Genomic DNA, 26,749 nt, shown 5'->3' on the forward strand with positions numbered 1-26,749 from the left:
GGAATTATGATCATGGCAAATGCTAACACCAGAAAATTCTCCTTTGTCAACATCGTCTTCTTCGTCATCTTCGGCGTGTTGACCGGCATTCTTTGGGCATATCTCTGCCCGATTCCGCTGATCCCCGGTGTGCACTTCCGCACATTCGCATTCATCATCCCGGTGATCGGTTATCTGTTTGGGCCAGTTACCGGCTTCTTCTCCGGCTATATCGGCACCATCGTCTGGGCGCTGCTCTCGGGCAGCTTCATCGCCCTGCACAGCCCGCTGACCGACGGCATCACGGTTGGCCTTTCGGCAGCTCTGCCCGCCCTCATTCACCTCAAAGGCGGCAAGGTTGACCTGATGAGCCTGCTGGAGCCGGGCAAAAAGGGCAAGTTCATCGGCATGAGCCTGTTCTGGAGCGTCCTGTTCGGCGTTCTGATGATCCTGACGACCAGCCTCTCCCTCTCCTACTTCACTGGTATGAAATATACCTACTGCATCCTCTGGATCGGCATCGCAGACGTCGTTCCGATCGCGCTGACGCCCTTCGTCGTCATTTGGCTTGCTCCGCTCATGAAGAACGTGCGGACGCTGGTCCCCTATGTATAGGCCGCAGCCATAACCATTTTTTAACCGCGTAAAAAGGCCCGGGCCCCTCGGCCCGGGTTTCTTTTATAAAAAAAGGAGGGCATTTTTATGCGATGCAGCTGCCAAAATTGCGGCACTTATATGGTGCAGTCCGAGGATTTGACGCTGGGGTGCATCTGCCCGCAGTGCGGCGCGCGCTGTACTGCCTGCCTTGGGACAGACAGCGTGCTCACGCCCGAGCAGATTCGCAGCCTGCCGCCAGAGCTCTTTCTTGCGCCGCAGGAAGAGGAGGAAAAGCGCTAATACAGCGCTTTTTTTCTTGGCAAAATGCCCGGCTGCCGCGGCGCGAAAAGTGCGACCTGGCAAATTGCCGCGCAAAACCGAATATTTTGTTAAAATTCCTCTTTACTTTACTACGCTACTATGCTAGTATAATATTCGTCCTTGGAATTCACCCGAAGTATTTCGGCGAAGAATGATTTAGATTGGAGAAAGAATGATGAAAAAGAGAGTTACTTTGGTTTTGATGGCGACGCTGTTGCTGCTCGCCCTTTGCCTGACTTCCTGCGCAAAGAAAGACGCGGGATACGTCGTCCTCTCCGAGCCTCTGGCAGAAGAGCAGTTTGCTATCGGCTTCCGCAAAGAGGATAAGGCGCTCTGCCAGGCCGTAGAAAAGGCGCTGGTCGAGATGAAGGAAGACGGCACGCTGGCCAAAATCGATGAAAAGTGGTTTGGCAAAGAAGTGAGCATCGTGGATGCCTCGCTGGTTACGGCGGATGCCACCGATGATTCCCTGTCTAAGCTCCAGGAGAGAGGCAAATTCGTCCTCGGGTTAGATGATTCCTTCCCGCCCATGGGCTACCGCGATGAGAACAACGACATCGTCGGCTACGATATTGACGTGGCGACGGAGGTCTGCAAGCGCCTGGGCGTTGAGCTGGTGCTCCAGCCCATCAGCTGGACGGCAAAGGAGAAAGAGATCAATTCCGGCAATATCGACTGCATCTGGAATGGCTTTTCCATCAACCCCGAGCGCCAGGAGCAGCTCTGCCTCTCCATGCCCTATCTGCAAAACCGCCAGGTCATCGTAACCACACAGAAGCTCTACGATAAGGGCCTGAAAACCGCCGAGGATTTGGCCGGCAAGACGCTGGTTCTGCAAGGCGGCTCCACTGCCGTAGATGCGCTGGCAGAGTTCCCGGATCTGGCTGCGAGCCTCAAGGGCGGCGCGGCTGTGGAAGTGGATACCTATGTGCTGGCCATGTTCGACCTCTCCTCGGGCGGTGCAGATGCCGTTTTGATGGATGAAGTCGTGGCAAACTACTATATCGCAAACCCTGCGGCGCAGGAATAGCGAAGTAAAAACGGCGGGCGGCTCCGGCTTCCCGCCTTATTTTTGAAAAGGAGCGCTTATGTCTGGCCAAGCACTGCAAACCTTTCTTCTCAATATGCTGGATGCCTCCGTCGTTACGCTGGAGGTTTTCTTTCTGACGCTGCTCTTCTCCCTGCCCCTGGGCCTGGTGTTTGCGGCGGCCCGCATGTCGCGCCGCAAATGGGTGCGCGTCCCAATGGAGAGTTTTCTGCTCATCATCCGGGGGACGCCCCTCATCCTGCAGCTCATCTTCTTCTATTTCGTCCCGCCGGATCTGCTGGGCATCGGCCTGCCGCGCTTTTGGGCGGCCATCCTGGCCTTTTCCATCAACTATGCCGCATATTTCGCCGAGATTTTCCGGGGCGGCATTCAGGCCATCGATCCCGGGCAGATAGAGGCCGCCAAAGTGCTGGGGTTTGGCAAGATGCAGACGTTTTTCCGCATCACGCTGCCCCAGGTTGTCAAAATCATCCTGCCCTCCATGGGCAACGAGTTTATGACGCTGGTCAAGGATACGGCTCTGGCGCAGACCATTGGCGTCGCGGAGATCTTCCGCCTGGCAAACACCTCTGCCTCAGGCAATTTTTCCACTTTGCCCATCATCATCGCCGGAATTTTCTATTTCGCCATGAACGGCATTGTCTCCCTGGGCTTCTCCTATCTCAGCCGCAAGCTTTCCTATTATAAGTGAGGTTTTTTATGAAAAAGCCGCTTCTTTCCATGCAAAATATCACCAAGCGCTTTGGGGATACCGCCGTATTAAAGGGCGTCAGCCTCTGCGTCGATCAGGGCGAAGTCGTCGCCATCATCGGCCCTTCCGGCTCGGGCAAATCCACGCTGCTGCGCTGTGCGCTCATGCTGGAGACCATCGATTCAGGCAGCATCGAAATCTGCGATCAGGTGCTGGCTCAGGGCAGCCCTGCCGTCTATGCCGAGAAAAAGACGCTTAGGGCGCTTCAGCGCAAAACCGGCCTGGTTTTTCAGAATTTCAACCTCTTTCCGCACCTTTCCGTGCTGGAAAACATCACGGCTGCCCCCATCCGCGTGGCCGGGCAAAGCAGAGAGCAGGCCGAGCAAAAGGCCCGGGCGCTGCTGCAAAAAGTCGGCCTGGCCGAGAGGGCCGATGCCTACCCCTACCAGCTCTCAGGCGGCCAAAAACAGCGGGTAGCCATTGCCCGGGCAATGGCGCTGGAGCCGGAAATCCTCTTTTTCGACGAGCCTACCTCCGCCCTGGATCCCGAGCTGACGGGCGAGATTTTGAAAGTCATCCGGGAGCTGGCCAAGGAAAAGATGACCATGGTCATCGTTACGCACGAGATGGCATTTGCCAAGAGCGTCGCAGATCGCATCCTTTTTTTGGATGGCGGCATTGTGGCGGCCGAAGGTAGCCCAGAAAAAGTGCTGGGCAAGGGCAAAAGCGCGCGTATGATGCAGTTTTTACAGAAATTCGAGGAAATTTGATTCTTTTCGCTTTAAAATCACCGCTTTCCGGCGGTGATTTTGCTGTACTTTCGCAAAAATTATGGTATAATAAGTGCTAATCTCTGTGTAAACGCATCAGAGAAATATTTTACTATTTTAAAGGGGGAATACTCTTTGCCAGATCCTTTGTCGCCTGACCCTATATGGCCTCAACTTATTCTGCAATTTGTTCTCATTCTAGTCAACGCGTTCTTTGCCGCCACCGAGCTGGCCGTGGTTTCGCTCAACGAAAACCGCCTGCGCCGGGATGCGGAGGCAGGGGATAAGAAAAGCAAGCGGCTCCTTCGCATTGTCGAGCAGCCCACGCAGTTTTTATCCACCATCCAGATCGCGATTACGCTGGCCGGCTTTTTGGGCTCCGCATTTGCTGCGGATAGTTTTGCCGGGCCCATCACCAGATGGCTTGTGGACGATTTGCAAGTGACAGGGATTTCCGAAAAAACGCTCAATACTTTGGCGGTCATCGTGATCACCATTATCCTGTCTTATTTCACGCTCGTGCTGGGTGAGCTTGTTCCAAAGCGCATCGCCATGAAAAAGCCCGAGGGCGTCGCACGGTTTGCCTGCGGCGTTGTCACCTTTTTCGCGGCCTTCCTGCGCCCCATCACCTGGCTGCTCACAGTCTCGACCAACGGCCTGCTTCGCCTCTTCGGCATCGACCCGAACGCGGAGGAGGAAGAAGTCTCGGAAGACGAGATCCGCATGATGGTGGATATCGGCGAAGAGAAAGGCGCCATCGAGGCCGGTGAGAAAGAGATGATCGAAAATATTTTCGAGTTCAACAACCAGTCTGCCGAGGATATCATGATCCACCGCACGGATATGGAAGTCATCTGGCTGGACGACAGCCCCGAGCAGATTCTGGCGCGCATCGAGGAAACCGGCCTTTCGCGTTTCCCGGTCTGCGAGGAAGATGCAGATGACGTGAAGGGGATTCTCAATACCCGGGATTATCTGATCAACGCGCAGAAGGAGCAGCCGCTGCCCCTGGCAGAGCTGCTGCGCCCGGCCTACTTCGTGCCCGAGACGGTGCAGACGGATATCTTGTTCCGCAATATGCAGAACACCAAAACGCACATGGCCATCGTCGTGGATGAATACGGCGGCACCAGCGGCCTGGTTACCATGGAGGACCTGCTGGAGCAGATCGTCGGCAATATTTACGACGAGTTCGACCCGATGGACGAGACGGAAATTCTCCCGCTGGGGGAAAACCGCTGGCGCATCGCCGGCAGCGCGGATATCGAGAGCATCGCCGAAGCGCTCGGCATGGATCTCCCGGAGGACGATGAATACGACACCCTGGGCGGCATGATTTTGGATTCTCTCAGCGCCGTTCCGGAGGATGGCAGCACGCCTGCGCTGGATATTGCGGGCCTGCATATCGAGGTGCAGGAGATCAAAGATCGCCGCATCGAGTGGGCGGTCGTCTCCAAAATCGAGCAGAGTGACTCGGCCAAAGAAGAAAAATAGCCTTTCACCGGCAGAACTGGAGCCGCGGAATGTTCCGCGGCTCTTTTTTGTGGGGAGAATTCAGGACATCTGCCGCTATGGCGTTTTAGATTTTCAGACGCCTGCCGGCTTTCATACCCGGCTGCATCTCTCAAAAATTCAGTCTGCTATGAATTTTCAGTATATCGTCTCACAGCTTATCGAACACGCCAACACAAATCCCCTTTTCTAATGACCACACAAAAAGCAGCGCGGCATTCCCGCGCTGCTTTTTTGCGCTTTCCTAGGAAAACGAGTGGTAGCAGACCGTCTCTTCCAGCGGCTTTCTCTTTTCGTGCCTGTCGCTGGGCTTCGCATCCTCTGCCGGGTAGCCCATGGGCAGAATTGCCGTGATGACAAAATTTTCCGGGGCGCCGAATTCCTGGGCGACGCGTTCCGGCTGAAATACGCCCACCCACGTGCTCCCAAGGCCAAGCTCTGCCGCGGCCAGCATCATATGCGTGGCGACGATGCAGGCGTCGATTTCCGCGTGATTCTTGCCGTCATGCCCGCGCACCCAGGCCTGCCCCTTATCCGCACAGACCACCAGCGCCATGGGCGCATCGAAGGTAAACTTGGTGCACTCGGCCAGCTTTTGCATCTCCTCCTGGCCTTGCAGAACCAAAATGCGCTGGGGCTGGGCGTTGGTCGCTGTGGGCGCCAGCCGGCCTACCTGCAAAACCGCTGCCAGCTTCTCCGGCTCCACCGGCTTTTTGGAAAAACTGCGGACGGAATACCGCTTTTTTGCGAGTTCTAAAAATTCCATGATAACCCCTCCTTTTTTCTTATCATACCACGCCGCGCCGGCTTTGCCCAGAGCGCGCTTCCCGGCCAAAAAAATTTTTCAGGCGATTGACAGCGCTCCTAAAATGAGCTATGCTTGAAGTGTACCGAAATCGGTAGGTGAGGCTACATAGCGGATACGGGCTGCTGCCGTGACCTGATGGAGACATCAATAGCTGGTGAGCAGAGCATGTCGATGCAAGGCGTGCTCTAATGCAGTTTCATTGCCCCTATGAGCTAAAACTCGGACGATGGTTCTGGTCGGTTATTGTGCCTTTGCCATCGCGCAAAGGCTTTTATTTTGCATTTTGAATGGAGGTGAGAACATTGATAAGCCACAGTATGCGGAACAGCCACAGTGGAAACTGCCTGCTTACCTTGCTGCAAAGCGACGACGATGTGCCCTTGCCATTGTTCTCCCTCGGCATTTTTAGCTAGCATGTTCTTCTGTCCTGTTCATATTTAGTTGACGATTGCAAAAACTAGTATGAAAGGATTGAATCGCATGAGTTTATTTCGAAAAAAAGTAGATAGAGTATCCATGCAGCAAAAGAGAAGCGAAAGCGAAGCAAGGCTCCGGCACCTGGCATATCTGCCCACGGACGACGCGCTCTCTTCTCTCGTTACCCTGCATTCCGGCCTGACGGACGAGCAGGCCGAGGAGCGATTGGAGGAATTCGGCGAGAACGTCATCGCATCCGGCGAGCAGAGTAGCTTTCTCTCCCGGCTGACAGAGGCGTTTATCAACCCCTTCAACATCGTTCTATTTCTCGTTGCCGCGATTACGTTTATCACGGACGTCATGCTCTCGGCCCGGCCGGACTGGGCGACGGTGCTTGTCATCATCGGGCTGGTTTTGGTTTCCAGCGTCATCTCGTTCATCCAGAGCGAGCGCAGCTCTGCGGCCGCCGCCAAGCTCTCGGCCATGATTTCCAACAAGGCGGATGTGCTGCGCAACGGCGTCTATACCGAGCTTAATATGGCGCAAATCGTCCCGGGGGATATCGTGCGGCTCTCGGCCGGGGATATGCTGCCCGGCGATGTGCTGTTCCTCACGGCCAAGGATGCCTTCGTGGCCCAGTCGGCGCTGACGGGGGAATCCAACCCGGTGGAGAAATTCAATAGGCCCAAGGGCGGCTCGGACGCGCTGACGGATATCGCAAACCTGGGCTTCATGGGCAGCAACATGGTCAGCGGCAGCGCCACGGCGGTAGTCGCGGCCACGGGCGGCCAGACGTATTTCGGCTCCATGGCCAAGGCGCTCTCGGGCGACCGGGCCAAGAACAGCTTCGAGCAGGGCGTGGATTCTGTGAGCAAGTTATTGCTGCGCTTCATGTTCATCATGGTGCCCGTGATTTTCCTCATCAACGGCTTTTTCAAAAACGACTGGGGCAACGCCCTGCTCTTTGCCGTGAGCATCGCAGTCGGGCTGACGCCCGAGATGCTGCCCGTCATCATGACGTCTACGCTGGCCAAGGGCGCCGTCAATATGGCAAAGCACGAGACCATCGTCAAGACGCTTTCCGCCATTCAGACGTTCGGCGAGATGGACGTGCTCTGCACGGACAAGACGGGCACGCTGACCGAGGACAAGATCGTCCTGGAAAAATACATGGATTTGAACGGCGACGACGACCAGCGCGTGCTGCGCCACGCCTTTTTGAACAGCTACTTCCAGACGGGGCTGAAAAACCTCATCGATGTGGCCGTCATCGAGCGGGCCAAGAAAAACGGGCTGGGCGGCCTGCTGGAGGAATACCGGCATGTGGACGAGATTCCTTTCGATTTCTCCCGCCGCCGCATGAGCGTGGTTCTGGAAAATTCTTCCGGCAAGCGCCAGCTCATCACCAAAGGGGCCGTGGAGGAAGTGCTGGCCATCTGCTCGTATGCGGATTTTGGCGGGGAGATCCGTCCGCTGGACGATGCGCACCGCGCCCTGGCCCAGCAGGTTTATGCGAAGCACAACTTCGATGGCCTTCGTATGCTGGCCGTGGCTCAGAAAAACGAGATCCGCGAGGCAGGCGCATTTGATACCAGCGATGAAAAGGATATGGTTCTGCTGGGCTTCATCGGCTTTTTAGACCCGCCCAAGCAGAGCGCCGCCCAGGCCATCACCGCGCTCCAGGAGCACGGCGTCAAAGTCGTGGTCTTAACGGGCGACAGCGAGGGCGTGGCCGTGAAGGTTTGCGGCAAAGTCGGCGTGGATACGGAGCACCGCCTGACGGGGGTGGACGTGGAGGCCATGAGCGACAAGGCCCTTTGCAAAGCCGTGCGGGAATGCTGCCTGTTCTCCAAGCTCTCCCCGGCGCAGAAACAGCGGGTCGTGGCCGCGTTTCAGGCCAATGGGCACACCGTGGGCTACATGGGCGACGGCATCAACGACACCCTGGCCATGCGCCAGAGCGACGTCGGCATCTCGGTGGACAGCGCCGTGGATATCGCCAAAGAGACGGCAGATATCATCCTGATGAAAAAGGATCTGATGGTTTTGGAGCAAGGCGTGCTGGAAGGGCGCAGAACCTTTGGCAACATCATGAAATACATCAAGATGGCGGCCAGCGGCAATTTTGGCAACATGATCTCCGTGGTACTGGCCAGCATCCTGTTCCCCTTCCTGCCCTTAAAGCCCGTGCAGATTCTGGCCCAAAACCTGCTCTGCGACTTCGCCCAGCTGGGCATCCCCTTTGACCGGGTGGACGATTCCTATCTCAAAGCGCCGCATAAGTGGGATACGGCCAGCATCCAGAAATTCATGTTTTCCATGGGGCCGCTCTCCTCGCTCTTCGACCTCTGCTGCTACGGCGTGCTCTGGTGGGCCATGGGCGCGAATACCGTGCAGAACGCCGCGCTGTTCCAATGCGGCAACTTCGTCTACGGGACGCTCTCGCAGATTCTCGTGGTGCACATGATCCGCACAGAGAGGGTTCCCTTTGCCCAGAGCAGGCCGGCCGGCCTTCTGCTGGCCACTACCCTGCTCTTCTCCGCGCTGACCATCGGCATCGGCTTTGGCGGCTTTGCGGCCTATCTGGATATGGCGGCTCTGCCCGCCGCCTTCCTGCCCTGGCTGGCCGTTCTGCTGGCGGGATACTGCCTGGGCGCGCAGATCATCAAGCGCTTTTATAAGCGGGCCAATGGGCATTGGCTCTAAAGCGTGCTCCAAAAGCCTTCCGCCTAAAACGGAGGGCTTTTTCTATGCCGCATTTGCCGGGCAGGCGCGGCATAAAAAGGGCCGGGCGCGCCGCCGCCCCTCTTTTGCATTTTTTCCTGCAAAAGCATTGACGGAGGCGCGAAAGAGTGGTAAAATTCACTATGATAATAAGATAATATAGTAGCGTAGTAAATTATAGGAGAGATAACGTGTCTAAAATCATTCAGAAAAACGTCCCCGAAGGAACGCGGGATTTGATCTTTGAAGAGGTCTTGGCTCAGCGCAGGCTGGAAGCCGAGCTGATGGAGCTCTATGCCCGGCTGGGGTTCTCCCCCGTCTGCACGCCCACGCTGGAATACTGCGATGTGTTCGACCACGACCGCCAGTGCATCCCCCAGGAGGAGATTTTCCAGTTTACGGATCGCAGCGGGCGGCTGGTGGCCCTGCGGCCGGATAACACCTCCCCCATCGCCCGGGTGGCCTCTTCCAAGCTGCGGGATGCGGCGCTTCCGCTGAAAATCTGCTATAGCCAGAATGTCTACCGCGCCGGCGATGCGTATCACGCCCGGCGCAGCGAGATTTTGCAGAGCGGCGTGGAGATTCTAGGCGGCGACCCGGAGGCGGAAGACCTCTGCTGCCTGTTTACCGCCCTGCAAACCATGGCCGCTTGCAGCCAGGATTACAAAATCGAGATCGGCTATGCCAATTTCTTTGAGATTCTGCTCTTCGACGAGCAGATCAGCCAATCCGAGCGGGCGGATCTGAAAAACTATATCGCGGCCAAAAACAGCAGCGGCTTTTCCTTCTCGCTCAACGCCGTGGCGGCCAAGGCCGTGGAGCTGGCGGCAGTTCTGCCCAGGCTCTGCGGGGGAGCGGATGTGCTGAAAAAAGCCCGGGAGCTGGCAGAGGGCAACCAGCGGGCGCTGGCTATCCTCTCGTATCTGGAATCCGTCTATCAGGCGTTTTCGGACGCGGGATACGGCGAGCGCATCATCATCGATCTGGGCATCGTCCAGAATATCGACTACTACACCGGCCTGGTCTTTAAGGGCTATCAGGGCGGCATCGGCGAGGAAGTGCTATCGGGCGGGCGCTACGACAACCTGCTGGGCAGCTTCGGCTATCCCCTGCCTGCCTGCGGCTTTGCGCTCAACCTCTCGGAGGCTGCCGCGGCCAAGGAAAAGCCCGCCGCCCCGGCCGCTTTCCCCATCGATTTTAGGGCGGGCAGCCAGGATATCCGCCGGGCCGGAGAATATCTCAAAAACATCGGGAGGGACGCATGATTAAGCTGGCACTCACCAAAGGAAGAATTGAAAAAAAGGCTCTGGATCTGCTGGAAGCCTGCGGATACGACGTCTCCCCCGTCCGGGACAAGGGGCGCCGGCTGGTTTTCTGCTGCGGCAACCTGGAGATCATTCTGGCAAAGGCGCCGGACGTCATCACCTATGTGCAGAGCGGCGTCTGCGATGCGGGCATCGTGGGCCGGGATACCATCATGGAGCAGGGAGGCAGCTTCTACGAGCTGCTGGATCTGGGCTTTGGCAAATGCCGCTTTGCTCTGGCGGGCATCGCCGGGAAAAACTTCTACGAAGGCTATAGCCATAAGGCCATCGCCACCAAGTATCCCAATGTCTCCCGCCGATTCCTGGCCAGCAAAAATGTGGACTGCGAGATCATCAAAATCGAAGGGTCTGTGGAGCTGGCGCCCATTTTAGGGCTGGCAGACGCCATCATCGATATCGTCGAGACGGGCGACACCCTGCGGGAAAACGGCCTGTGCGTGTATGAAGACGTCGCCGAATTATCTGCAAGGCTCATCGTCAACAGCGCGGCCATGAAGCTGAAGAACGAAGAGATTTCCGCCTTTGCGGCAAAAATGGCGGCAGTGCTCTAGAAAAATGCGCCGGGCGGCGCAAAATCTGGTATGATAGAAGAAGGAAGATGGAGGAAACATTCCATGTTAAAAATATTTGACGCATCCAAAGGGGAAGAGAAGGCGCTTTTTGCCGCGCTGGAATCCAGGGCGGGCAGCGAGACGCAGGAAATTGCGCAGAAAGTCCGCCGGGTGATTGAAGACGTCCGCGCCCAGGGCGACGCGGCGCTTTTGCGCTATTGCCAGCAGTTCGACGGCGTCTCCCTCTCCTCTCTCTGCCTTTCCGAGCAGGAGATCGAAAACTGCCTTGCGGCAGTAGACCCGGCGCTTTTTGCCACCATGCAAAAAGCCGCGGCCAATATCCGCGCTTATCACGAAAAACAGCTGTGCACAGGCTACGAGGTGCGGGAAAACGGCCGGATGCTGGGCCGCATCGTGCGCCCGCTGGAGCGGGTGGGCGTCTATGTTCCGGGCGGGACGGCGGCCTATCCCTCCACCGTGCTCATGAACTGCATTCCCGCGGCAGTTGCGGGCGTGGGCGAGATTGTGCTGGTAACGCCGCCCAAGGCCGAGGGCATAAGCCCGGCGGTGGTCGCCGCGGCCAAAATCGCGGGCGTAAGCCGGATTTTCACAGTCGGCGGCGCCCAGGCCGTGGCCGCGCTGGCCTATGGAACGCAGTCTATCCCGGCGGTGGATAAGATCGTCGGCCCGGGCAATGTGTTCGTGGCCGAGGCAAAGCGGCAGGTTTACGGCATCGTGGATATCGATATGATCGCCGGACCCAGCGAAGTGCTGGTGCTGGCAGACGAGACGGCCAACCCCGCCTATGCCGCGGCAGACTTGCTCTCCCAGCTGGAGCACGATGCGCTGGCCAGCGCCGTGCTCATCACGACCAGCCGGGCTCTGGCAGAGCAGGTTTCGGCCTGCATCCAGGAGCAGATGGCCGCGCTCTCCCGCCGGGAGATCATCGCGCAGTCTCTAAAAAACTACTCCGGGGCCGTCATCGTGCCCAGCATGGAGGATGGCTTTGCCATCGCCAATACCATCGCCCCCGAGCATCTGGAGATTTTAACCAAAGACCCTTACGCGGATCTGGCAAACGTCAAAAACGCGGGCAGTATCTTCCTCGGGCAATATGCCCCCGAGCCGCTGGGCGATTACTTCGCGGGCACCAACCACGTTTTGCCCACCAACGGCACGGCGCGGTTCTCTTCCCCGCTCTCCGTAGACGCATTTTTGAAGAAAATGAGCTATCTTTGCTATGAAAAACAGGCGCTTTTGGAGGATGCCGAGGATATCATGCGCTTTGCCCAGGTGGAAGGGCTGACGGCCCACGCCGCCTCTGTGCGCATCCGCAAAGAACAGGAACAGTAGCAGGAGGAAACCATGAATTTACTTCCCGAAAAACTGCGCAGTATGACGCCCTATGCCCCAAGCGCAGGCAGCTATGCCATCCGGCTGGATGCCAACGAGAGCCCCTTCGATTTGTCCCTGCTGACCAAAGAGGCGTTCCTGCACGAGCTGGTCATCACCCCGCTCAACCGCTATCCCGATGCCAGCGCCGCCGGCCTCTGCGCGGCCTTCGGGGCGCGCTACGGCATCGAATCCTGCTTTATCATGGCCGGGAACGGATCGGACGAGCTCATCAGCCTGCTGCTCTCCTCCTTCCTTGCCAAGGGGGATACACTGCTGCTGGCTTCGCCGGATTTTTCCATGTACCGCTTTTATGCCGAGCTTTCGGAAATCAACCTGGCTTCCTGCCAGCGGGGCGCGGAGTTTGGCGGGGCAGAGCTGGAAGCGGCCCTGGAGCAGAGCGGCGCAAAGGCCGTCATCTTCTCCAACCCCTGCAACCCAACCGGCTCCGGCATTTCCCGGGCGAATCTCCTGCCCCTCATCCAAAAGCGGGAAGATGTGCTCTTCCTGGTGGATGAAGCGTATATGGATTTTTGGGATCAAACCCTGCTGGGCGATGCGCCGGCGCTTTCCAACCTCATCGTCTTGCGCACGCTCTCCAAGGCTTGGGGCGCGGCCGGCCTGCGGCTGGGCTTCGCGGTTTCAAACCCCGCCCTCATCTCGGCGCTCAATACCGCCCGAAGCCCGTATAACGTGAGCACGCCCGCGCAGATCATGGGCCGCATCCTGCTGGAGCAGGGGGAAAACCACGGCGTATTCCTCATGGGGCAGGCGCGCAGGCTGGAGCGCCGGCTCAAGCAGCTGCTGCCCGGGGCGTGCGTCTTCCCGACGCATACCAACTTCGTCTATCTGGAGACGGAAAACGCCGCGCAGATCTATGAATATTTAAAGGAACAGGGCATCATCATCCGGCTGTTCGGCCAGAATGCCCTGCGCATTACCGCCTCCTTCGAGGAGGAGCTTGGCGCGCTGTATGCGGCGCTGGAAAAAATGACGGAGGAACAAAAATGAGAAGCGCATCTTGTTCGAGGAAAACCAAAGAGACGGATATCACGCTGAGCCTGGAGCTGCTGGAGGCCGGCCAGCCCGGCACGTTTACGGGCAGCAGCGGCATCGGCTTTTTCGACCACATGCTGACGGCGCTGTGCGTGCACGGCAATATGAATATGAACCTCTCTCTTGCCGGGGATTACGAGGTGGACTGCCACCACAGCATCGAGGATTTGGGCATCGTATTTGGCACGGCCTTCCGGCAGGCGCTGGGCGATGCGCCCCTGGCGCGCTACGGGCAGTCGTATGTGCCCATGGATGAATGCCTCTGCCGCTCGGTCATCGATATTTCCGGCCGGCCCTATCTGGTGTTCCGCGCGGATTTTAAGAACCAGAGCATCGGCGCGCTGGACGTCTGCATGGTGGAAGAATTTTTCTACGCCTTTACCTATAGCTCCAAAACCACCCTGCATCTGGAAGTGCTCTATGGAGCTAACGATCACCACAAAGTCGAAGGGCTTTTCAAGGCCTTTGCCCGCAGCATTTCCCAGGCAATGCAGCCCTCTGCGGCGCTGCTCTCCACGAAAGGCGTGCTATGATAGCGGTAATCGATTACGGCATGGGCAACCTGCACAGCGTCTGCAACGCCCTGGAGCATCTGGGCGTGCCCGGCAAAATCACCCGGGATCCGGCGGATTTGCAGGCGGCAGACCGGCTGATTCTCCCAGGCGTGGGCGCGTTTCCCGATGCCATGCAGGCGCTGGAAGCTTCCGGCCTGAAGCAGGAAATTCTGCGGCAGTGCCGCGGGGGCAAGCCGCTGCTGGGCATCTGCCTAGGCATGCAGCTTTTGTTTGAATACAGCCTGGAATACGGAAAAACGGCGGGGCTCGCCCTCATTTCGGGCGGCGTCGTCCCCATCGATGCCAAGGGGCTGAAAATTCCGCATATCGGCTGGAACGATTTGAGCCTAACCCAGCAGAGCCCCATCTTGCAGGGTGTCTCTTCCGGGGATTATGTGTATTTCGTGCACTCCTTCCGGGCGGAGACTGCGCCGGAAAATATCCTGGCCGGCACGCAGTATGGCGAAGCCATTCCGGCGCTGGTCAAAAGCCCGGCTTTGCCCGTCTACGGCGCGCAGTTCCACCCAGAAAAGAGCCACGAGACCGGCCTGCGCATTCTGGAAAACTTCTGCAAAGGAGAAAACCTATGATTTTGCTTCCTGCGATTGACCTGCTGGGCGGCAGATGCGTCCGGCTGGTCAAAGGAGAATACGGCACGGCGCATCAGGTGGCCGAGAGCCCGCTGGAAACGGCCCTTGGCTTCGAGCAGGCCGGGGCGCAGTATCTGCATATGGTGGATCTGGACGGCGCTAAGGGCGGCGCCGGCAGAGAGGAAAACCGGGCGGCTGTGGCGGATGTTTGCCAGGCGCTGAGCATTCCCGTGGAACTGGGAGGCGGCATCCGCACCATGGCGGATATCGATGCCGCGCTGGGGCTGGGCATTTCCCGGGTCATCCTGGGCTCTGCGGCGACGGATCTCGCCTTTCTGGCCCAGGCACTGCGGGAATACGGTGAAAAAATCGCCGTGGGCATCGATGCCAAGGATGGCTTTGTCGCCACATCCGGCTGGACGGAGAATTCCGGGCTCCCCTATCTGACGTTCGCGGAGCAAGTGACGGATCTTGGCTGCAAGACCATCATCGCCACGGATATCAGCCGGGACGGCACGCTGGCCGGCCCCTGCACACAGATGCTCGCCGCCATCTCGCAGGCTGCGCCGGGGGTCAATCTGGTGGCCAGCGGCGGCATCAAGGATTTGGCGGATATCCGGGCGCTGCAGGCCATGAATCTATACGGCGCCATCTGCGGCAAATCTCTCTATGCAGGGACGCTGAAGCTGGAAGAAGCGCTGGAAGCGGCCAAGTAACCGGAGGTATGCAATGCTTGCAAAGAGAATCATTCCCTGCCTGGACGTCAAAGACGGGCGGGTCGTCAAGGGCGTGAACTTCGTCTCCCTGCGGGATGCGGGAGACATCGTGGAAAACGCCAAATATTATAACGAAGTGGGCGCGGATGAGGTTACCTTTCTGGATATCACCGCGACGCACGAGGGCCGGGGGACGTTTGCCCGGCTGGTGGAAAAGGCGGCAAAAGAGCTGTTCGTCCCGCTGACGGTGGGCGGCGGCATCCGCACAGTGGAGGACTTCCGGACGCTGCTGCTGGCCGGGGCAGATAAAATCTCGGTCAACTCCGCGGCGCTGCGGGATAAGGCTCTGCTCTCCAAAGCGGCGGAAAAGTTCGGTTCGCAGTGCGTGGTCTGCGCCATCGACGCCAAGCGCACAGCAGACGGCTATCACGTCTATATCAACGGCGGCCGCATCGATACGGGCATGGACGCCATCGCCTGGGCCAAGGAAGCGGCAGAGCTGGGCGCCGGGGAACTGCTCATCACTTCCATGGATGCAGACGGCACCAAGGCCGGGTTTGACAACGATCTCATTTCCGCGGTTACCAAAGTCGTGGATATCCCTGTCATCGCATCCGGCGGGGGCGGCACGCCTGCGCATTTCTACGATACCTTTCAGGCCGGGGCAGACGCGGCTCTTGCGGCGACGCTCTTCCATTTCCGCGAGCTGCCTATTCCAGAGCTCAAGCGGTATCTCAAGGAGCGCGGCGTGGCCATCCGGCTGTAAAAAACAGGCAGGGCGGCCTGCCGCATCAAAACCGCAAGGAGTAAACCATGAATCTAGATCAGTTTTTCAAAAAGTCCGAGCTCATCCCGGCCATCGTGCAGGATGCCGAAAGCCGGGAAGTGCTCATGCTGGCCTATATGAACCGGCAGGCGCTGGAGCAGACGCTGCAAACAAAAAAGAGCACCTTCTATAGCCGCAGCCGCCAGAGCCTTTGGGTGAAGGGGGAGACTTCGGGCAATTTCCAGTTTGTTCAGCAGGCGCTTTACGACTGCGACGAGGATACCATTCTGCTGCTGGTAAAGCCCGCCGGCCCGGCCTGCCATACCGGCAGTCGCACCTGTTTTTACCGCAGTTTTTGCATGGAGGAAGAGAAATGAAAGAGACATTAAAATCGCTGTACGACGTCATCCAGAGCCGCAGGCAAAGCCCTGCCGAGGGCTCCTACACCTGCTATCTTTTTGAGCAGGGCCTGGATAAGATTCTCAAAAAAGTGGCGGAGGAGACGGGCGAAGTCATCATCGCGGCAAAGAACGGCGCGCACGAGCCCCTTTGCGGCGAAGTCTGCGACTTGCTCTATCACCTGATGGTCCTGCTGGCAGAGACCGGCCTGCCGCTGGAGCAGGTCATGGCAGAGCTGGATGCCCGCGCACAGAAAATCGGCAACCTGAAGCAGATGAAAAAAGTCGACCACAACACATAAGCCGGATGCAAAAAAGAGCCAAGCGGCTCTTTTTTATTTTTCATTTTCCGCTATTTTATCATTGTTTTCGCCTATATATTGACTATCTTCCTTGATTTTTCTATAATTTATAGCAGAAACTATGTTCCCATTATTTTTTGAATGCACCGCAAAGCCCTGCCCGGTTTGTTTTCCAAGGCGCGTTTTTCTCTGCACAGGGAGGCGCGGCATAAAATCGGCAGTATCCGCCTTTTGCCGGGCGCGGCAGAGGGATAATCCGGCGAATGCGCCGTGCGGCATCCCTTTTTTCCACACGCGTTTTATGCGCCTCCTATGGGGGCCTAGCATAGTCGCTAAACGGCCCCCACAAAATGGAGTAAGCGTCCTTTCCAACACCCGGGGATATCGCTCAGCTGAAAGACCGGCGCAGCGGCGTATCTTCCGATGCTCCATTCCGGCTCCAGGTTTGCGCAGCAGCCGAGACGCCGGCCAGAGGTTTTTATGAAAAAATGCCCTTCCTGCGGCTTTGATCAAAGCCCCGACAATTCCAGATTCTGTATTCGCTGTGGTGCTCCGCTTTCCGGCGGGCAACCGGCGGGCGATGCCCAGCAAAGCCAAAGCGCGCGGCCAGCGGATGCGCCCACACAAAGAACGGGCGTCTTCTCAAGCGCGGCACCATCTGCATCCGGCGTTTCCCGGCCCTCGCCCTATGCCGCCTTGCCGCATATTCCCGCTTCGGCCAAAGGCGGGCGCGCACCCCAGCGCAGCAAGACAAATGAGCTGTTCAAAGGAATGGGGGTTATCTTAGCGTTTATTTTATGCACTGTTGGGCTGTTTTGGTATTGCATCTCCAGCTCCGGGCTTGAAGGCTCTCATCCCGGTTTGAACCCGCAAGCTTCTTTTCCAGGCGGCAGCACAGGCCCAGCCCCCGCTGTTCCCTCCAGGCCCGTCTCCCGGCCCTCCGAGCGGCCTGCTCCCTCAAAAAAACCTTCCTGGGATTTTGAGATTGTGGAGATTGACATGGAAGAAAGCGCCAGCGGAGATAAGGTTTATGTGTTCGGAGAACTCAAACTGTATTCCTCCTCCGCTATCATGAATGGCAGCGTTACCGTCGAGCTTTACGACGAAAACGACCATCTTTTGCAGGATTGCACGGCGGATGTGCTGGTTTACGGCTCGGAGATCAAATTCCGCATCCTTTGCGATATGCACCCCAGCCAAATGCGAAACGTGGATTACTATGACGTGATTTTGCGGCTGTCAGACTTGTAGCCAGACGCACCCGTCCATCCAAGACAACGAGGTTTTTATGAAAAAATGCCCTTCCTGCGGCTTTGATCAAAGCCCAGACAATTCCAGATTCTGCATTCGATGCGGCGCTCCGCTTTCCGGCGGGCAACCGACAGCGGCGGGCCCTGCCCGGCAAGGCCAGAGCGCATGGCCGGCAAGCGCACCCGCGCAAAGAGCGAGCGTCTTCTCAGGCGCGGCGCCATCTGCTTCCGGCGTTTCCCGGCCCTCGCCCTACGCCGCCTTGCCGCGTATTCCCTCTTCCGCCAAAGGCAGAAAAACTTCTCCTAAAAAATCCCGATGGCCTGCACTGCTGGGCGGGGCCGGGCTCATCGCTGTTTGCATCTGTGCCCTCTTTTTGTTCATACAAATAGGCATTGGAAAGGGCCAGAGCGGCGGCTCACCGTCTCCCACTTCCGCGCCCTATACCTATCGGCTGGGCGGGGATGCACAGCTAAGCGGCGGCCATGGGGCGAATACATATCTTATTCAAGGCACCATCTATATTGATTCAAAGACACAGTTTTCCCAGGCAAATATTACTGTCTCTATCTACTGGGGCGACTCCTTCGTGACTTCGGCTACGGATACGGTAGCCGTGCGCAATAACAAAATCTCCTATTGCTTGCCTGTGCACATGAATTCCCTCCACGCTCAAGCTTCGGATGGTATTCGTGTGCGCATCAACGATATTTATTAAAGCGAGGTTACTATTATGAAACATTGTTCTTTTTGCGGGGCCGACAGCCCGGAGCAGTCCAAATTCTGCATTCGCTGCGGCAAACCGCTGGCGGAGAACGCCGAACCTGCCTCCGCGCCGGCCTCTGCGCCAAAGCCTTCCCCTTATGCTTCCCTGCCGCATATCCCCGATTCGTCCAAAGGCGCCTATGAGGACAGAGACCGGTTCCAAAGCGAGCCGGAATCACAGGGCCTATCTCTCTTTTGGCGCTTTCTCATCGGCTTTGGCTCTCTCATTCTGGCCGCATTGCTCAAACAAGAGCTTTGGAACAACTTAATTCATTAAAAATCCCGCGCACCGCATACCAAAAAAGCACACGGCTCTTGCCGTGTGCTTTTGCATTTTTTCTCTACTGCCCAAGCTCGCGCTTTAGCTTCTCGATGCTGGCATCCATGCGGGAGAGCGTCTCCTGCCGGCCCAGAATCTCGGCCAGCTCGGTCGCGCCGCCCGGGGTTACTGCCGTGCCCGAAATCGCCACGCGCACCGGCCAGAGCACTCTGCCGTTTTTCACTTCCAGCTTCTCGGCCAGCGCGCAGAGCGCCGCATAGAGCGCGTCGTTGGTAAACTCCTCCACCTGCTCCAGCGCCTCCCGCGCCTCCAGCAGAATGGGCAGGGAGTTCTCCGGCGTGGTTTTCATCTTCTTATGCGCATAAAGCTCCAGGCTGTAATCCGGCATCTCATTTAGGAAGGAAACCTTCTCTTCAATCTGCGTGAGCGTCTCCAGCCGGGGCTGGATGAGCTTCGCGATTTTGGCCCGGTCGAACTCCTTTTTCAGCGCCGCATCCAGATACGGCTTGGCCCGCTCCAAAAACTCTTCCTGGGAAAGTGCGCGGATATACTCGCCGTTCATCCAGGTCAGCTTATCCACATCGAAAATCGCGGAGGATTTGCTGATGCCCGAAAGGTCGAACACCTGGGCCAGCTCTTCCAGCGAATAGATCTCCCGCTCGCCCGCCGGGCTCCAGCCCAGCAGCGCGATGTAGTTCAAAATCGCCTCTTTGAGATAGCCCTTGGCGATGAAATCCTCATAGGAAGCATCGCCGTGGCGCTTGGAGAGCTTGCGGTTCTTATCCTTCATGACGGGCGGCAGATGGATATACTTGGGCCGCTCCCAGCCCAGGGCGTCGTAGAGCAGGTTATACTTTGGCGTGGAGGAAAGATACTCGATGCCCCGGATGACATGCGTGATGCCCATCAGGTGGTCGTCGATGACGTTGGCCAGGTTATACGTCGGCCAGCCGTCGCTCTTGAGCAGGATGTTATCCTCCAGATCTGCCATGGGGACGGCAATCCTGCCGTAGACCATATCCTCATAGACCGTCTCGCCCTCAGTGGGGATGTTTTGGCGGATGACGTATTCCTCCCCGGCCGCGATGCGCGCGCGCACCTCCTCTTTGGAGAGGGAGAGGCAGTGCTTATCGTATTTGGCCACCTGCCCCTTTTGCTCTGCCTCGCTGCGCATCTGCTCCAGCCGATCCTTTTTGCAGAAGCAGTAGTAGGCCGCGCCCCGCTCCACCAGCTCCTCGGCGTATTTCTGATAGATCTCCTGCCGGTCGCTCTGGATATACGGGCCAAACTCCCCGCCCACATCCGGTCCTTCGTCGTAGGTCAGGCCAGTATCGCGCAGCGTGCGGTAGATGATCTCGCTGGCTTCGTCTACCAGGCGGTTGCGATCCGTATCCTCGATGCGCAGGATGAACTGCCCGTTATTCTTTCTGGCATAGAGCCAGGCATAAAGCGCCGTCCGCAGCCCGCCGATATGCAGATAGCCGGTGGGGCTGGGGGCGAATCTCGTTCTGACTGTCATACTACTCTCCGTTTATTTCTTTACTACTTTTGCAAACGTATCCTTCAGGCCGACGATCTGGTTTAAAACCACATGCCCCTGCGAGAAATCCCGGCGGTCTGCGCAGAAATAGCCCATGCGCATGAGCTGGAACTTGTCTTCCGGCTTGGCCTTCAAAATCTGCGGCTCGATAAAGCCGTGCAGAACCTGCACCGAATCCCGGTTGAGCCGCTCCATGAAATCGCCCTCGCCCTCGCGGAGCAGGTAGTCATAGATGCGGTATTCCGCGGGCACAGCCGCGGCGGCATCCACCCAGTGCAGCGTGCCCTTGACTTTGCGGGAGGCGTTGACATCGCCGGTTTTGGAGAGCGGGTCGTAGGAGCAGATGACGGCCGTGATATTGCCGTCCTCATCCTTCTCGACGCGCTCGCATTTGATGATATAGGCGTTTTTCAGCCGCACTTCCTTGCCCACAGCCAGGCGGAAATATTTGCTATTCGGGGCGACTTCCATGAAGTCCTCCTGCTCGATATACAGCTCTCTGGAGAAGGGGACCTGGTGCGTAGTCCCGCCGCCGGGCAGGTCTTCTGCCGTCATCATCTCGGTTTTGCCCTCGGGGTAGTTTTCGATGATGAGCCTGAGCGGGCGCAGCACGCCCATCAGCCGCGGCGCATGGGCGTTGAGATCTTCCCGGACGCAGTGCTCTAATAGCGCGGTTTCCACCTCGCTGTTGGCCTTGGCCACGCCGATGCGGGAGCAGAAATCCCGGATGGCGGCAGGGGTATAGCCCCGGCGGCGCAGGCCGCTGATGGTGGGCATACGCGGGTCGTCCCACCCCGAGACGACGCCCTCATCCACCAGCATTTTCAGATAGCGCTTGCTCATGATGGTGCGCGTCAGATTCAGCCGCGCAAACTCATACTGATGCGGCGCGGGATCGCATTCGCAGTGCTCGATGACCCAATCGTAGAGCGGGCGGTGCGCCTCGAACTCCAGCGTGCAGATGGAGTGCGTGATTCCCTCATACGCATCCTCCAGCGGGTGCGCATAGTCGTACATCGGGTAGATGATCCAGCGGTTGCCCGTGCGGTGATGCTCGCTGCGCAAAATGCGGTAGATGACCGGGTCTCTCATATTCAGGTTGGGCGAGCTCATATCGATTTTCGCCCGGAGCACCTTCTCGCCGTCCGCGAACTTGCCGTCCCGCATGGCGTAGAAAAGCTCCAGGTTTTCCTCTACGCTGCGCTCACGGTAGGGGCTGTTCTTGCCCGGCTCGGTGAGCGTGCCGCGGTAGGCGCGAATCTCTTCAGCGGAGAGGTCGCAGACATAGGCCAGTCCCTTTTTGATGAGCAGCACGGCGCAGTCGAACATATAGTCGAAGTAATCCGAGGCATGCAGTTTCTTATCCCACTCAAAGCCCAGCCAATGGATATCCTCCTCGATGGAGCGGACGAACTCTTCATCCTCTTTGGCGGGGTTGGTATCATCGTAGCGCAGGTTGCACTTGCCCCCGTATTGCTGCGCGAGGGAAAAGTTCAGGCAGATCGCTTTGGCGTGCCCGATATGCAGATAGCCGTTGGGCTCCGGCGGGAAACGGGTTTGCAGCTGCGCCACCCGGCCGCTTTCCAGATCTGCATCGATGATCTCCTCAATAAAGTTTCTGGATTTTCTCTCTTCCGTTTCCGGCGTTAGATGCTCAGACATTGTTTTCTCCCTTCGCTTGCGTATAGACTAGTATAATAAGTAATTTTACCCCATTTTACCGCAACATTGCAAGCCCTGCGCGAAATTCCCTGGCCTTTGGCGGCAAAAATCCGGCAAAAGGCGGAATTTCGCCGCGCGCCCTGCCCCGGCGCACAAAAAAACCCCACCAAGGCGGGGCTTTTGCACATGCCTATGCCCTTTTCTTCTTGCCGCCAAAGCAGAAGTAGGTGAGAAACGCCAGCGCTCCCACGCCTGCGGCAAAGCAGAAGGCGCCGCCAATGCCCAGGCCGTCCGAAACCGGCCCCATGGCGAAATTGACTATCATGCCGCCTGCATTGCTAAAGACCAGCATCAGCGAGGAGATGAGCCCCATATTCTCGGGCGAAGCCTGCATGGCCATCGTGCTGATAGCAGGGTAGACCGGCCCCTGGAAAAAGCCCGCCAGGCCCACCAGAACCAGCGCCAGCACGCCGTTTCTGACGAAGCCCAGCCCCAGGCAGCAGAGCGCCGCCCCGGCCATGCAGATTTTCACCAGCAATTTCTGGTTCTTGAAATAGCCGCAGAGCAGGCGCGAGGGGATCATGGAAACCCAGAACAGCGAGACGGCCACGCCGCCCAGCGCCTCTGTGCCCAGCTCCTGCACGAAGAAATTCTTCAAAAAGCCCACGATGCCATTCTCCATAGAGCCGCAGGAGAACAGAATCGCGACCCAGAACACGCCCACCAGCGCAAACAGCCCCCGGATGCCCGCCTTGCCCTCGCTCTGATCCGTGATGTTCACGGGCTGGACTCTCATCGCCAGCAGCAGCGCGATAATGAGCACCGAGCTGGCCGCGATGATGGCATACAGCACGCGCCAGTTGGCGCCGTTTTCGATGAGCGCGCCCATAAACAGCGGCGAGGCCACTGCGCCGACGCTGAAAGCGACGTTTTGCAGGGAGTTGTTTTTGGCGCCGTTTGCCGGATCCGTCTCGACGATGGAAGCCGGGAACAGCGCGCCCAGCATGGAAAATGCCGCGCCCACAACAAAGACCGCAATACTGAAGACGACCTGGCTGCCCGAAAACACAGCCAGCAGGCTGCCCGCCACATACACCGCCGCAAAAACGCAGATGACATCCCGCTTGCGGAAGCGGTCTGCCAGCCCGCCAAAGACCAGCGGGACGACCAGCCCCGAGATATACTGAATTGCCGCCAGCGTTCCCTGGCCTGTGGCGCTCATGGAAAATTCCGCCGCAATATCGTACAAAATTGCCTGATACCCGGCAGACTGCATCCCGATGATCACGGATCCGAGATAGCATAAGAAGATGTAGAACCTCTTAGACGAACGCAACTTTCCCAAATTTTGTTTCCTCTTTTCCCTAAATTTTCTAAAATGGTCAAAGCCATCCAAATTCTGGTTTTGCCTGCAAAAACGCAGGATTTTAGCGTGCTACTATGCTCACATTTTTTATTTTACGCATTAAAGCTTACTTGAGTCAAGCGGTTTTCTCAAATATTCTGCCCGGCAGGCGGCGCTTTGGCGCGCATCCGCAAAAACGCACCCCGATATGGGGTGCGTTTTGAAAACCTCGCTTTGCTCTATGCCCTTCCATCCGAGCCGCACAGCTTTATTTTATGGATGCACAGCTGCCGGACGGCTTCTCTGCCCGTGGCCATGAACTTCTTGGGATCGATGATGGCTTCATCCTCCAGCGCCCGGCGGACGGCGGCCGTCATGGCGGCGCGCAGCTCTGTGGCGAAATTGACCTTGCAGATGCCAAGCTCTATGGTCTTTTTGATCATCTCATCCGGGATGCCGCTGCCGCCGTGCAGAACCAGCGGCGCGCTGATGAGGCCGGCCAGTTTCTTTAGCAGATCGAAATCCAGCCTCGGCTCACCTTTATAGAAGCCATGCGCCGTGCCGATGGCGACGGCGAAGAGGTCTACCCCCGTGCGCCGGAAAAAATCCACCGCCTGGGCGGGGTCTGTATAGGCGATGGCGGCGCTGTGGCTATCCTCCTTGCCGCCCACCGTGCCCAGCTCGGCCTCCACGGGAACTCCCTTCTCCCGGGCGGCCTGCACCGTCTTTCCCGTTACCGCGATATTCTCCTCAAAATCCAGCTTGGAGGCATCGATCATCACCGAGGAATAGCCCGCTTCCAGCGCGGCGCAGACACCCTCATAGCTCTCGCAGTGATCGAGATGCAGGCAAACGGGCATGCGCACAGCATCCGCCTCTGCCTTTACCATGGCATAGGCCTGCCGAAGCGTCATGTATTTGATGGTGGAGGGGGTGGTTTGCAGCAGAACCGGGCTTGCCGTCTCCTCTGCGGCCGCGAGAATGGCCTGAACCATCTCCATATTCTCGAAATTGAAGGCCGGAACCGCATAGCCGCCGCGCTGGGCAGCCAGAATCATCTCTTTGCTCGTCGTATACATCAGCAGATACCTCTCTTTATTGCTCCAGATTGTTCTCCTCGATCAGCCGCCGGACGCTCTCCCGGCTGATTTTTCCCTCCATGGGGCCGAACGCGCCGGTATTGAGCGAAGCCGCGGCTGTGGCCAGCTTGGCGCATTCCAGCAGGCTTTTTCCCTCCAGCAGGCCGCAGAGAAACGCGCCGTCGAAGCTGTCGCCCGCGCCCGTGGCATCCACCGGCGGCACGGCATAGACCCCAAAGGCAATCTGCTCCTGCCTGGTATAGATGACGCAGCCCTTCTTGCCGTTTTTCAGCGCGATGATCTCCATGCCCGGATGCGCGGCAAACAGCGCGGCCACGGCCTGCTCTATCTCCTGCTGGCCGGCCAGGGTTTTCAGCTCGCTTTTGCCGGGCAGGAAGATGCTGGTGTGCTCCAGAACCTCCTGAATGAGCTCTGCGGCCTGCGGGTCTTTCATCAGCTCGGGGCGCACGTTGGGATCGAAGGCGATCTTCGCCCCTGCCGCCCGGGCCACGTGCATGGTCTGCACGATGCGCCGGCCAAAGGCCGTATCCGCCATGAGCGAACAGCCCATGATGTGGAAAAATTTCAGCCCCTCCAGCGCCCGGGCATCCGGCGCCGGCGCCAGCACGGCGGGGGTATTGCCGATATGGAAGATGAACTTGCGCTCGCCGTCCGAGCGGTACATGACGAACGCGCAGCCGGTGGAGATGCGGTCGTTTTGGATGACATGCGAGCAATCCACCCCATCGCCGCGCAGGCGGCCCAACAGGCAATCGCCGAAATCATCCTGGCCCACGCCGCCGACAATCGCGGCCTTATGCCCCAGCCTGGCCACGGTATCGATAAAAATAGCGGGCGCCCCCGAAGGATACGGCCCCTTAAAAACGCCCGGCTGACTGAGCGGCTGATCCACCTGCTCCCGCATGATCTCGACGATCATCTCGCCCATCGTCATAATCTCATTCATCTTAACTGCCCTCCCCGATTGGTCCATTTTCTGCGCGGCCCTCTGCCGCGCTCATCTTATCCAAAAAGCGCACCTGCCAAAGCCTCCCCGCTTTGAAGGCGCGCGTTCAAAAGCCACTGTCATGCGGCCTTCTGCTCCTCATCCGCCGCCCGGCGCTTATCGCGCATGAACAGATAGGCCGGCACTGCCGAGAGCAGCGCGATGGCCACCAGCGGATAGAAGGCATTGCCCGCCCCGATGCCGTCGGAAAGCGCGCCCATCAGGACTGTCGCGATGGCGCTGGCAGCGCCGCTGAAGGGGAGCAGCAGCATGGAAACCCTGCCCGAGTGCTCGGGGAAGATATCCACGGCCAGCCCCTGAATCGTGGAATACTGCGGGCCCAGAAAGATGCCGCAAACCAGGCACCAGATCAGCGAAGTAACCGCCCCCCGCACGGCCGCCATGAGCAGCGTCGCCCCGGCAAGGCCGAGGAATGTGATAAAAATCATCTCCCGCTTTCTTTTGCGCACCCGGCTGGCAAAGTATTTGGCGGGCAGCATGCCGCCGTTGATGATGGAAATGCAGATGGCCGCGCCGGACGCGGAATGCAGTTCGGAGGCAAAAAACGGCTTTGCGAAATAGCCGATGGAAGTATCCATGACGACGTTTAAAAAGAGCAGCAGGCAGAGCGCCAGAAAGCGGGTATCCCGCCAGTTGAACTTTTTCTTCTGCTCATCCTTTTTGATCTCCACCTGATAGACCTTCTTTGGCGCGATGAAAAAGAATGCCAGCAGCGTCAGCCCGACCAGCGCGGAGAGGATGAAGTAGTGCCCCCGCCAGCTCATGCCGCGGCTCATCAGCGCGCCCAGGATGATGGGATAGACCATGCTGGCAAGGCCGTTGACCAGCCCCAGGATATTGGAAAACTGATTGGTTTTCTGCGGCGCCGTCTCGGCCAGAATGATGACGAGCGAGGCATACAGCGTCGTCGAGCAGGAATAGATGAAAAACACGCTGAGCAGGACGATATAGAAATTCCCGCCGCCCAGGCCCATCAGCAGGGAAAAGGCGACATACAGCCAGCCAAAAATCTGCGCGATGCGCTTTTTGGGCAGCTTATCTGCAAAAAAGGAGACCAGAAGCGGCAGCAAAATCATGCCGATGGCCCGGGCTGTGGCGATGACGCCCATGCCCGAATTGCCCATGCCAAACTCCCTGGAAATATCCGAGAGCGAGAACTGATACCCGGCGATGGAAAACCCCAGCAAAAACGAGATGAGATAGGGAATGAGCGTATACAGCCGATTGGACTTTACCTGAAATTTTGCGCGCCTTTTGGGCGCGGGAGCGGAATCTTCCAAAGCATT

Annotated in this window: 28 protein-coding genes and 1 riboswitch; of the genes, 20 read left to right on the top strand and 8 right to left on the bottom strand. The window is 58.0% G+C overall.

All coding sequences use genetic code 11. The features are described 5' to 3' along the window. Nucleotides 1-12 precede the first annotated feature (12 nt). The 6 genes from AALG83_06470 to AALG83_06495 all read left to right on the top strand — a co-directional run bounded on the left by AALG83_06470 (nt 13) and on the right by AALG83_06495 (nt 4,900). Nucleotides 13-594, top strand: a complete 582-nt coding sequence (locus tag AALG83_06470) for an aminotriazole resistance protein (protein ID MEY8382799.1) — start codon at nt 13-15, stop codon at nt 592-594. A gap of 87 nt (nt 595-681) precedes the next feature. Next, entirely contained in the window at nt 682-876 is a 195-nt protein-coding gene (locus AALG83_06475; GenBank protein ID MEY8382800.1) for a hypothetical protein, read from the top strand. Between the two features lie 193 nt (nt 877-1,069). Beyond that, nucleotides 1,070-1,927 (top strand): transporter substrate-binding domain-containing protein, encoded by an 858-nt coding sequence (locus tag AALG83_06480; protein ID MEY8382801.1) that lies wholly within the window; start codon nt 1,070-1,072, stop codon nt 1,925-1,927. 58 nt (nt 1,928-1,985) lie between these two features. Next, nucleotides 1,986-2,636, top strand: coding sequence for an amino acid ABC transporter permease (locus tag AALG83_06485; GenBank protein ID MEY8382802.1), 651 nt, complete (start codon nt 1,986-1,988; stop codon nt 2,634-2,636). 8 nt (nt 2,637-2,644) lie between these two features. Continuing rightward, complete coding sequence (locus AALG83_06490; protein ID MEY8382803.1) at nt 2,645-3,406, top strand: amino acid ABC transporter ATP-binding protein; 762 nt, start codon at nt 2,645-2,647, stop codon at nt 3,404-3,406. A gap of 135 nt (nt 3,407-3,541) precedes the next feature. Next, nucleotides 3,542-4,900, top strand: coding sequence for a hemolysin family protein (locus tag AALG83_06495; GenBank protein ID MEY8382804.1), 1,359 nt, complete (start codon nt 3,542-3,544; stop codon nt 4,898-4,900). 262 nt (nt 4,901-5,162) lie between these two features. Here AALG83_06495 and AALG83_06500 read toward each other — a convergent pair whose 3' ends face one another. Further along, the gene (locus AALG83_06500) at nt 5,163-5,684 is read right to left on the bottom strand and encodes a nitroreductase family protein (GenBank protein ID MEY8382805.1); all 522 of its coding nucleotides are present in this window, start codon (nt 5,682-5,684) and stop codon (nt 5,163-5,165) included. A 122-nt stretch (nt 5,685-5,806) separates the two neighbouring features. Continuing rightward, nucleotides 5,807-5,964: riboswitch (M-box (ykoK) riboswitch) on the top strand. A 242-nt stretch (nt 5,965-6,206) separates the two neighbouring features. Here AALG83_06500 and mgtA point away from each other — a divergent pair. The 11 genes from mgtA to hisE all read left to right on the top strand — a co-directional run bounded on the left by mgtA (nt 6,207) and on the right by hisE (nt 16,517). Further along, nucleotides 6,207-8,849 (top strand): magnesium-translocating P-type ATPase, encoded by a 2,643-nt coding sequence (gene mgtA, locus AALG83_06505; GenBank protein MEY8382806.1) that lies wholly within the window; start codon nt 6,207-6,209, stop codon nt 8,847-8,849. 209 nt (nt 8,850-9,058) lie between these two features. Next, a complete protein-coding gene (gene hisZ / locus AALG83_06510) occupies nt 9,059-10,132 on the top strand; it encodes an ATP phosphoribosyltransferase regulatory subunit (protein ID MEY8382807.1) in 1,074 nt (357 codons plus the stop codon). Continuing rightward, nucleotides 10,129-10,743, top strand: a complete 615-nt coding sequence (gene hisG / locus AALG83_06515) for an ATP phosphoribosyltransferase (GenBank protein ID MEY8382808.1) — start codon at nt 10,129-10,131, stop codon at nt 10,741-10,743. The genes hisZ and hisG overlap by 4 nt, the downstream gene beginning before the upstream one ends. Before the next feature lie 63 nt (nt 10,744-10,806). Continuing rightward, nucleotides 10,807-12,096, top strand: coding sequence for a histidinol dehydrogenase (gene hisD, locus AALG83_06520; GenBank protein ID MEY8382809.1), 1,290 nt, complete (start codon nt 10,807-10,809; stop codon nt 12,094-12,096). 12 nt (nt 12,097-12,108) lie between these two features. Then, nucleotides 12,109-13,146, top strand: coding sequence for an aminotransferase class I/II-fold pyridoxal phosphate-dependent enzyme (locus AALG83_06525; protein MEY8382810.1), 1,038 nt, complete (start codon nt 12,109-12,111; stop codon nt 13,144-13,146). Next, complete coding sequence (hisB, locus tag AALG83_06530) at nt 13,143-13,724, top strand: imidazoleglycerol-phosphate dehydratase HisB (protein MEY8382811.1); 582 nt, start codon at nt 13,143-13,145, stop codon at nt 13,722-13,724. Before AALG83_06525 ends, hisB begins: the two co-directional genes overlap by 4 nt. Further along, nucleotides 13,721-14,335 (top strand): imidazole glycerol phosphate synthase subunit HisH, encoded by a 615-nt coding sequence (gene hisH / locus AALG83_06535; GenBank protein ID MEY8382812.1) that lies wholly within the window; start codon nt 13,721-13,723, stop codon nt 14,333-14,335. The genes hisB and hisH overlap by 4 nt, the downstream gene beginning before the upstream one ends. Further along, complete coding sequence (gene hisA, locus AALG83_06540; GenBank protein ID MEY8382813.1) at nt 14,332-15,051, top strand: 1-(5-phosphoribosyl)-5-[(5-phosphoribosylamino)methylideneamino]imidazole-4-carboxamide isomerase; 720 nt, start codon at nt 14,332-14,334, stop codon at nt 15,049-15,051. Before hisH ends, hisA begins: the two co-directional genes overlap by 4 nt. A 13-nt stretch (nt 15,052-15,064) precedes the next feature. Continuing rightward, on the top strand, nt 15,065-15,817 hold the full coding sequence (gene hisF, locus AALG83_06545) for an imidazole glycerol phosphate synthase subunit HisF (protein ID MEY8382814.1): 753 nt from the start codon (nt 15,065-15,067) through the stop codon (nt 15,815-15,817). Nucleotides 15,818-15,864: 47 nt separating this feature from the next. Beyond that, the gene (gene hisI, locus AALG83_06550; protein MEY8382815.1) at nt 15,865-16,194 is read left to right on the top strand and encodes a phosphoribosyl-AMP cyclohydrolase; all 330 of its coding nucleotides are present in this window, start codon (nt 15,865-15,867) and stop codon (nt 16,192-16,194) included. Beyond that, complete coding sequence (gene hisE, locus AALG83_06555) at nt 16,191-16,517, top strand: phosphoribosyl-ATP diphosphatase (GenBank protein MEY8382816.1); 327 nt, start codon at nt 16,191-16,193, stop codon at nt 16,515-16,517. The genes hisI and hisE overlap by 4 nt, the downstream gene beginning before the upstream one ends. A 33-nt stretch (nt 16,518-16,550) precedes the next feature. On the opposite strand, the gene AALG83_06560 is transcribed toward hisE, so the two are convergent. Then, complete coding sequence (locus AALG83_06560) at nt 16,551-16,811, bottom strand: hypothetical protein (GenBank protein MEY8382817.1); 261 nt, start codon at nt 16,809-16,811, stop codon at nt 16,551-16,553. 705 nt (nt 16,812-17,516) lie between these two features. Here AALG83_06560 and AALG83_06565 point away from each other — a divergent pair. The 3 genes from AALG83_06565 (at nt 17,517) to AALG83_06575 (ending at nt 18,807) form a co-directional block, all read left to right on the top strand. Then, entirely contained in the window at nt 17,517-17,768 is a 252-nt protein-coding gene (locus AALG83_06565) for a hypothetical protein (GenBank protein ID MEY8382818.1), read from the top strand. A gap of 373 nt (nt 17,769-18,141) precedes the next feature. After that, on the top strand, nt 18,142-18,483 hold the full coding sequence (locus AALG83_06570; GenBank protein ID MEY8382819.1) for a hypothetical protein: 342 nt from the start codon (nt 18,142-18,144) through the stop codon (nt 18,481-18,483). 15 nt (nt 18,484-18,498) lie between these two features. Then, nucleotides 18,499-18,807, top strand: a complete 309-nt coding sequence (locus tag AALG83_06575; protein MEY8382820.1) for a zinc ribbon domain-containing protein — start codon at nt 18,499-18,501, stop codon at nt 18,805-18,807. A gap of 64 nt (nt 18,808-18,871) precedes the next feature. Here AALG83_06575 and gltX read toward each other — a convergent pair whose 3' ends face one another. The 6 genes from gltX to AALG83_06605 all read right to left on the bottom strand — a co-directional run bounded on the left by gltX (nt 18,872) and on the right by AALG83_06605 (nt 26,743). Further along, nucleotides 18,872-20,329, bottom strand: coding sequence for a glutamate--tRNA ligase (gene gltX / locus AALG83_06580; protein MEY8382821.1), 1,458 nt, complete (start codon nt 20,327-20,329; stop codon nt 18,872-18,874). A 12-nt stretch (nt 20,330-20,341) separates the two neighbouring features. Then, the gene (locus AALG83_06585) at nt 20,342-22,012 is read right to left on the bottom strand and encodes a glutamine--tRNA ligase/YqeY domain fusion protein (protein MEY8382822.1); all 1,671 of its coding nucleotides are present in this window, start codon (nt 22,010-22,012) and stop codon (nt 20,342-20,344) included. Nucleotides 22,013-22,202: 190 nt separating this feature from the next. Continuing rightward, nucleotides 22,203-23,357 carry an MFS transporter gene (locus AALG83_06590; protein MEY8382823.1) on the bottom strand — a complete coding sequence of 385 codons (1,155 nt, stop codon included), beginning with the start codon at nt 23,355-23,357 and terminating at the stop codon, nt 22,203-22,205. Nucleotides 23,358-23,596: 239 nt separating this feature from the next. Continuing rightward, nucleotides 23,597-24,439: a class II fructose-bisphosphate aldolase gene (locus tag AALG83_06595; protein MEY8382824.1), complete on the bottom strand. Its 843-nt coding sequence runs from the start codon at nt 24,437-24,439 to the stop codon at nt 23,597-23,599. Between the two features lie 13 nt (nt 24,440-24,452). Then, nucleotides 24,453-25,403: a sugar kinase gene (locus AALG83_06600; GenBank protein ID MEY8382825.1), complete on the bottom strand. Its 951-nt coding sequence runs from the start codon at nt 25,401-25,403 to the stop codon at nt 24,453-24,455. A 119-nt stretch (nt 25,404-25,522) separates the two neighbouring features. Further along, on the bottom strand, nt 25,523-26,743 hold the full coding sequence (locus AALG83_06605) for an MFS transporter (protein MEY8382826.1): 1,221 nt from the start codon (nt 26,741-26,743) through the stop codon (nt 25,523-25,525). Nucleotides 26,744-26,749: the final 6 nt, after the last annotated feature.

It is taken from the genome of Christensenellaceae bacterium 44-20 (assembly GCA_041223705.1).
GTDB lineage: Bacteria > Bacillota > Clostridia > Christensenellales > Christensenellaceae > QANA01.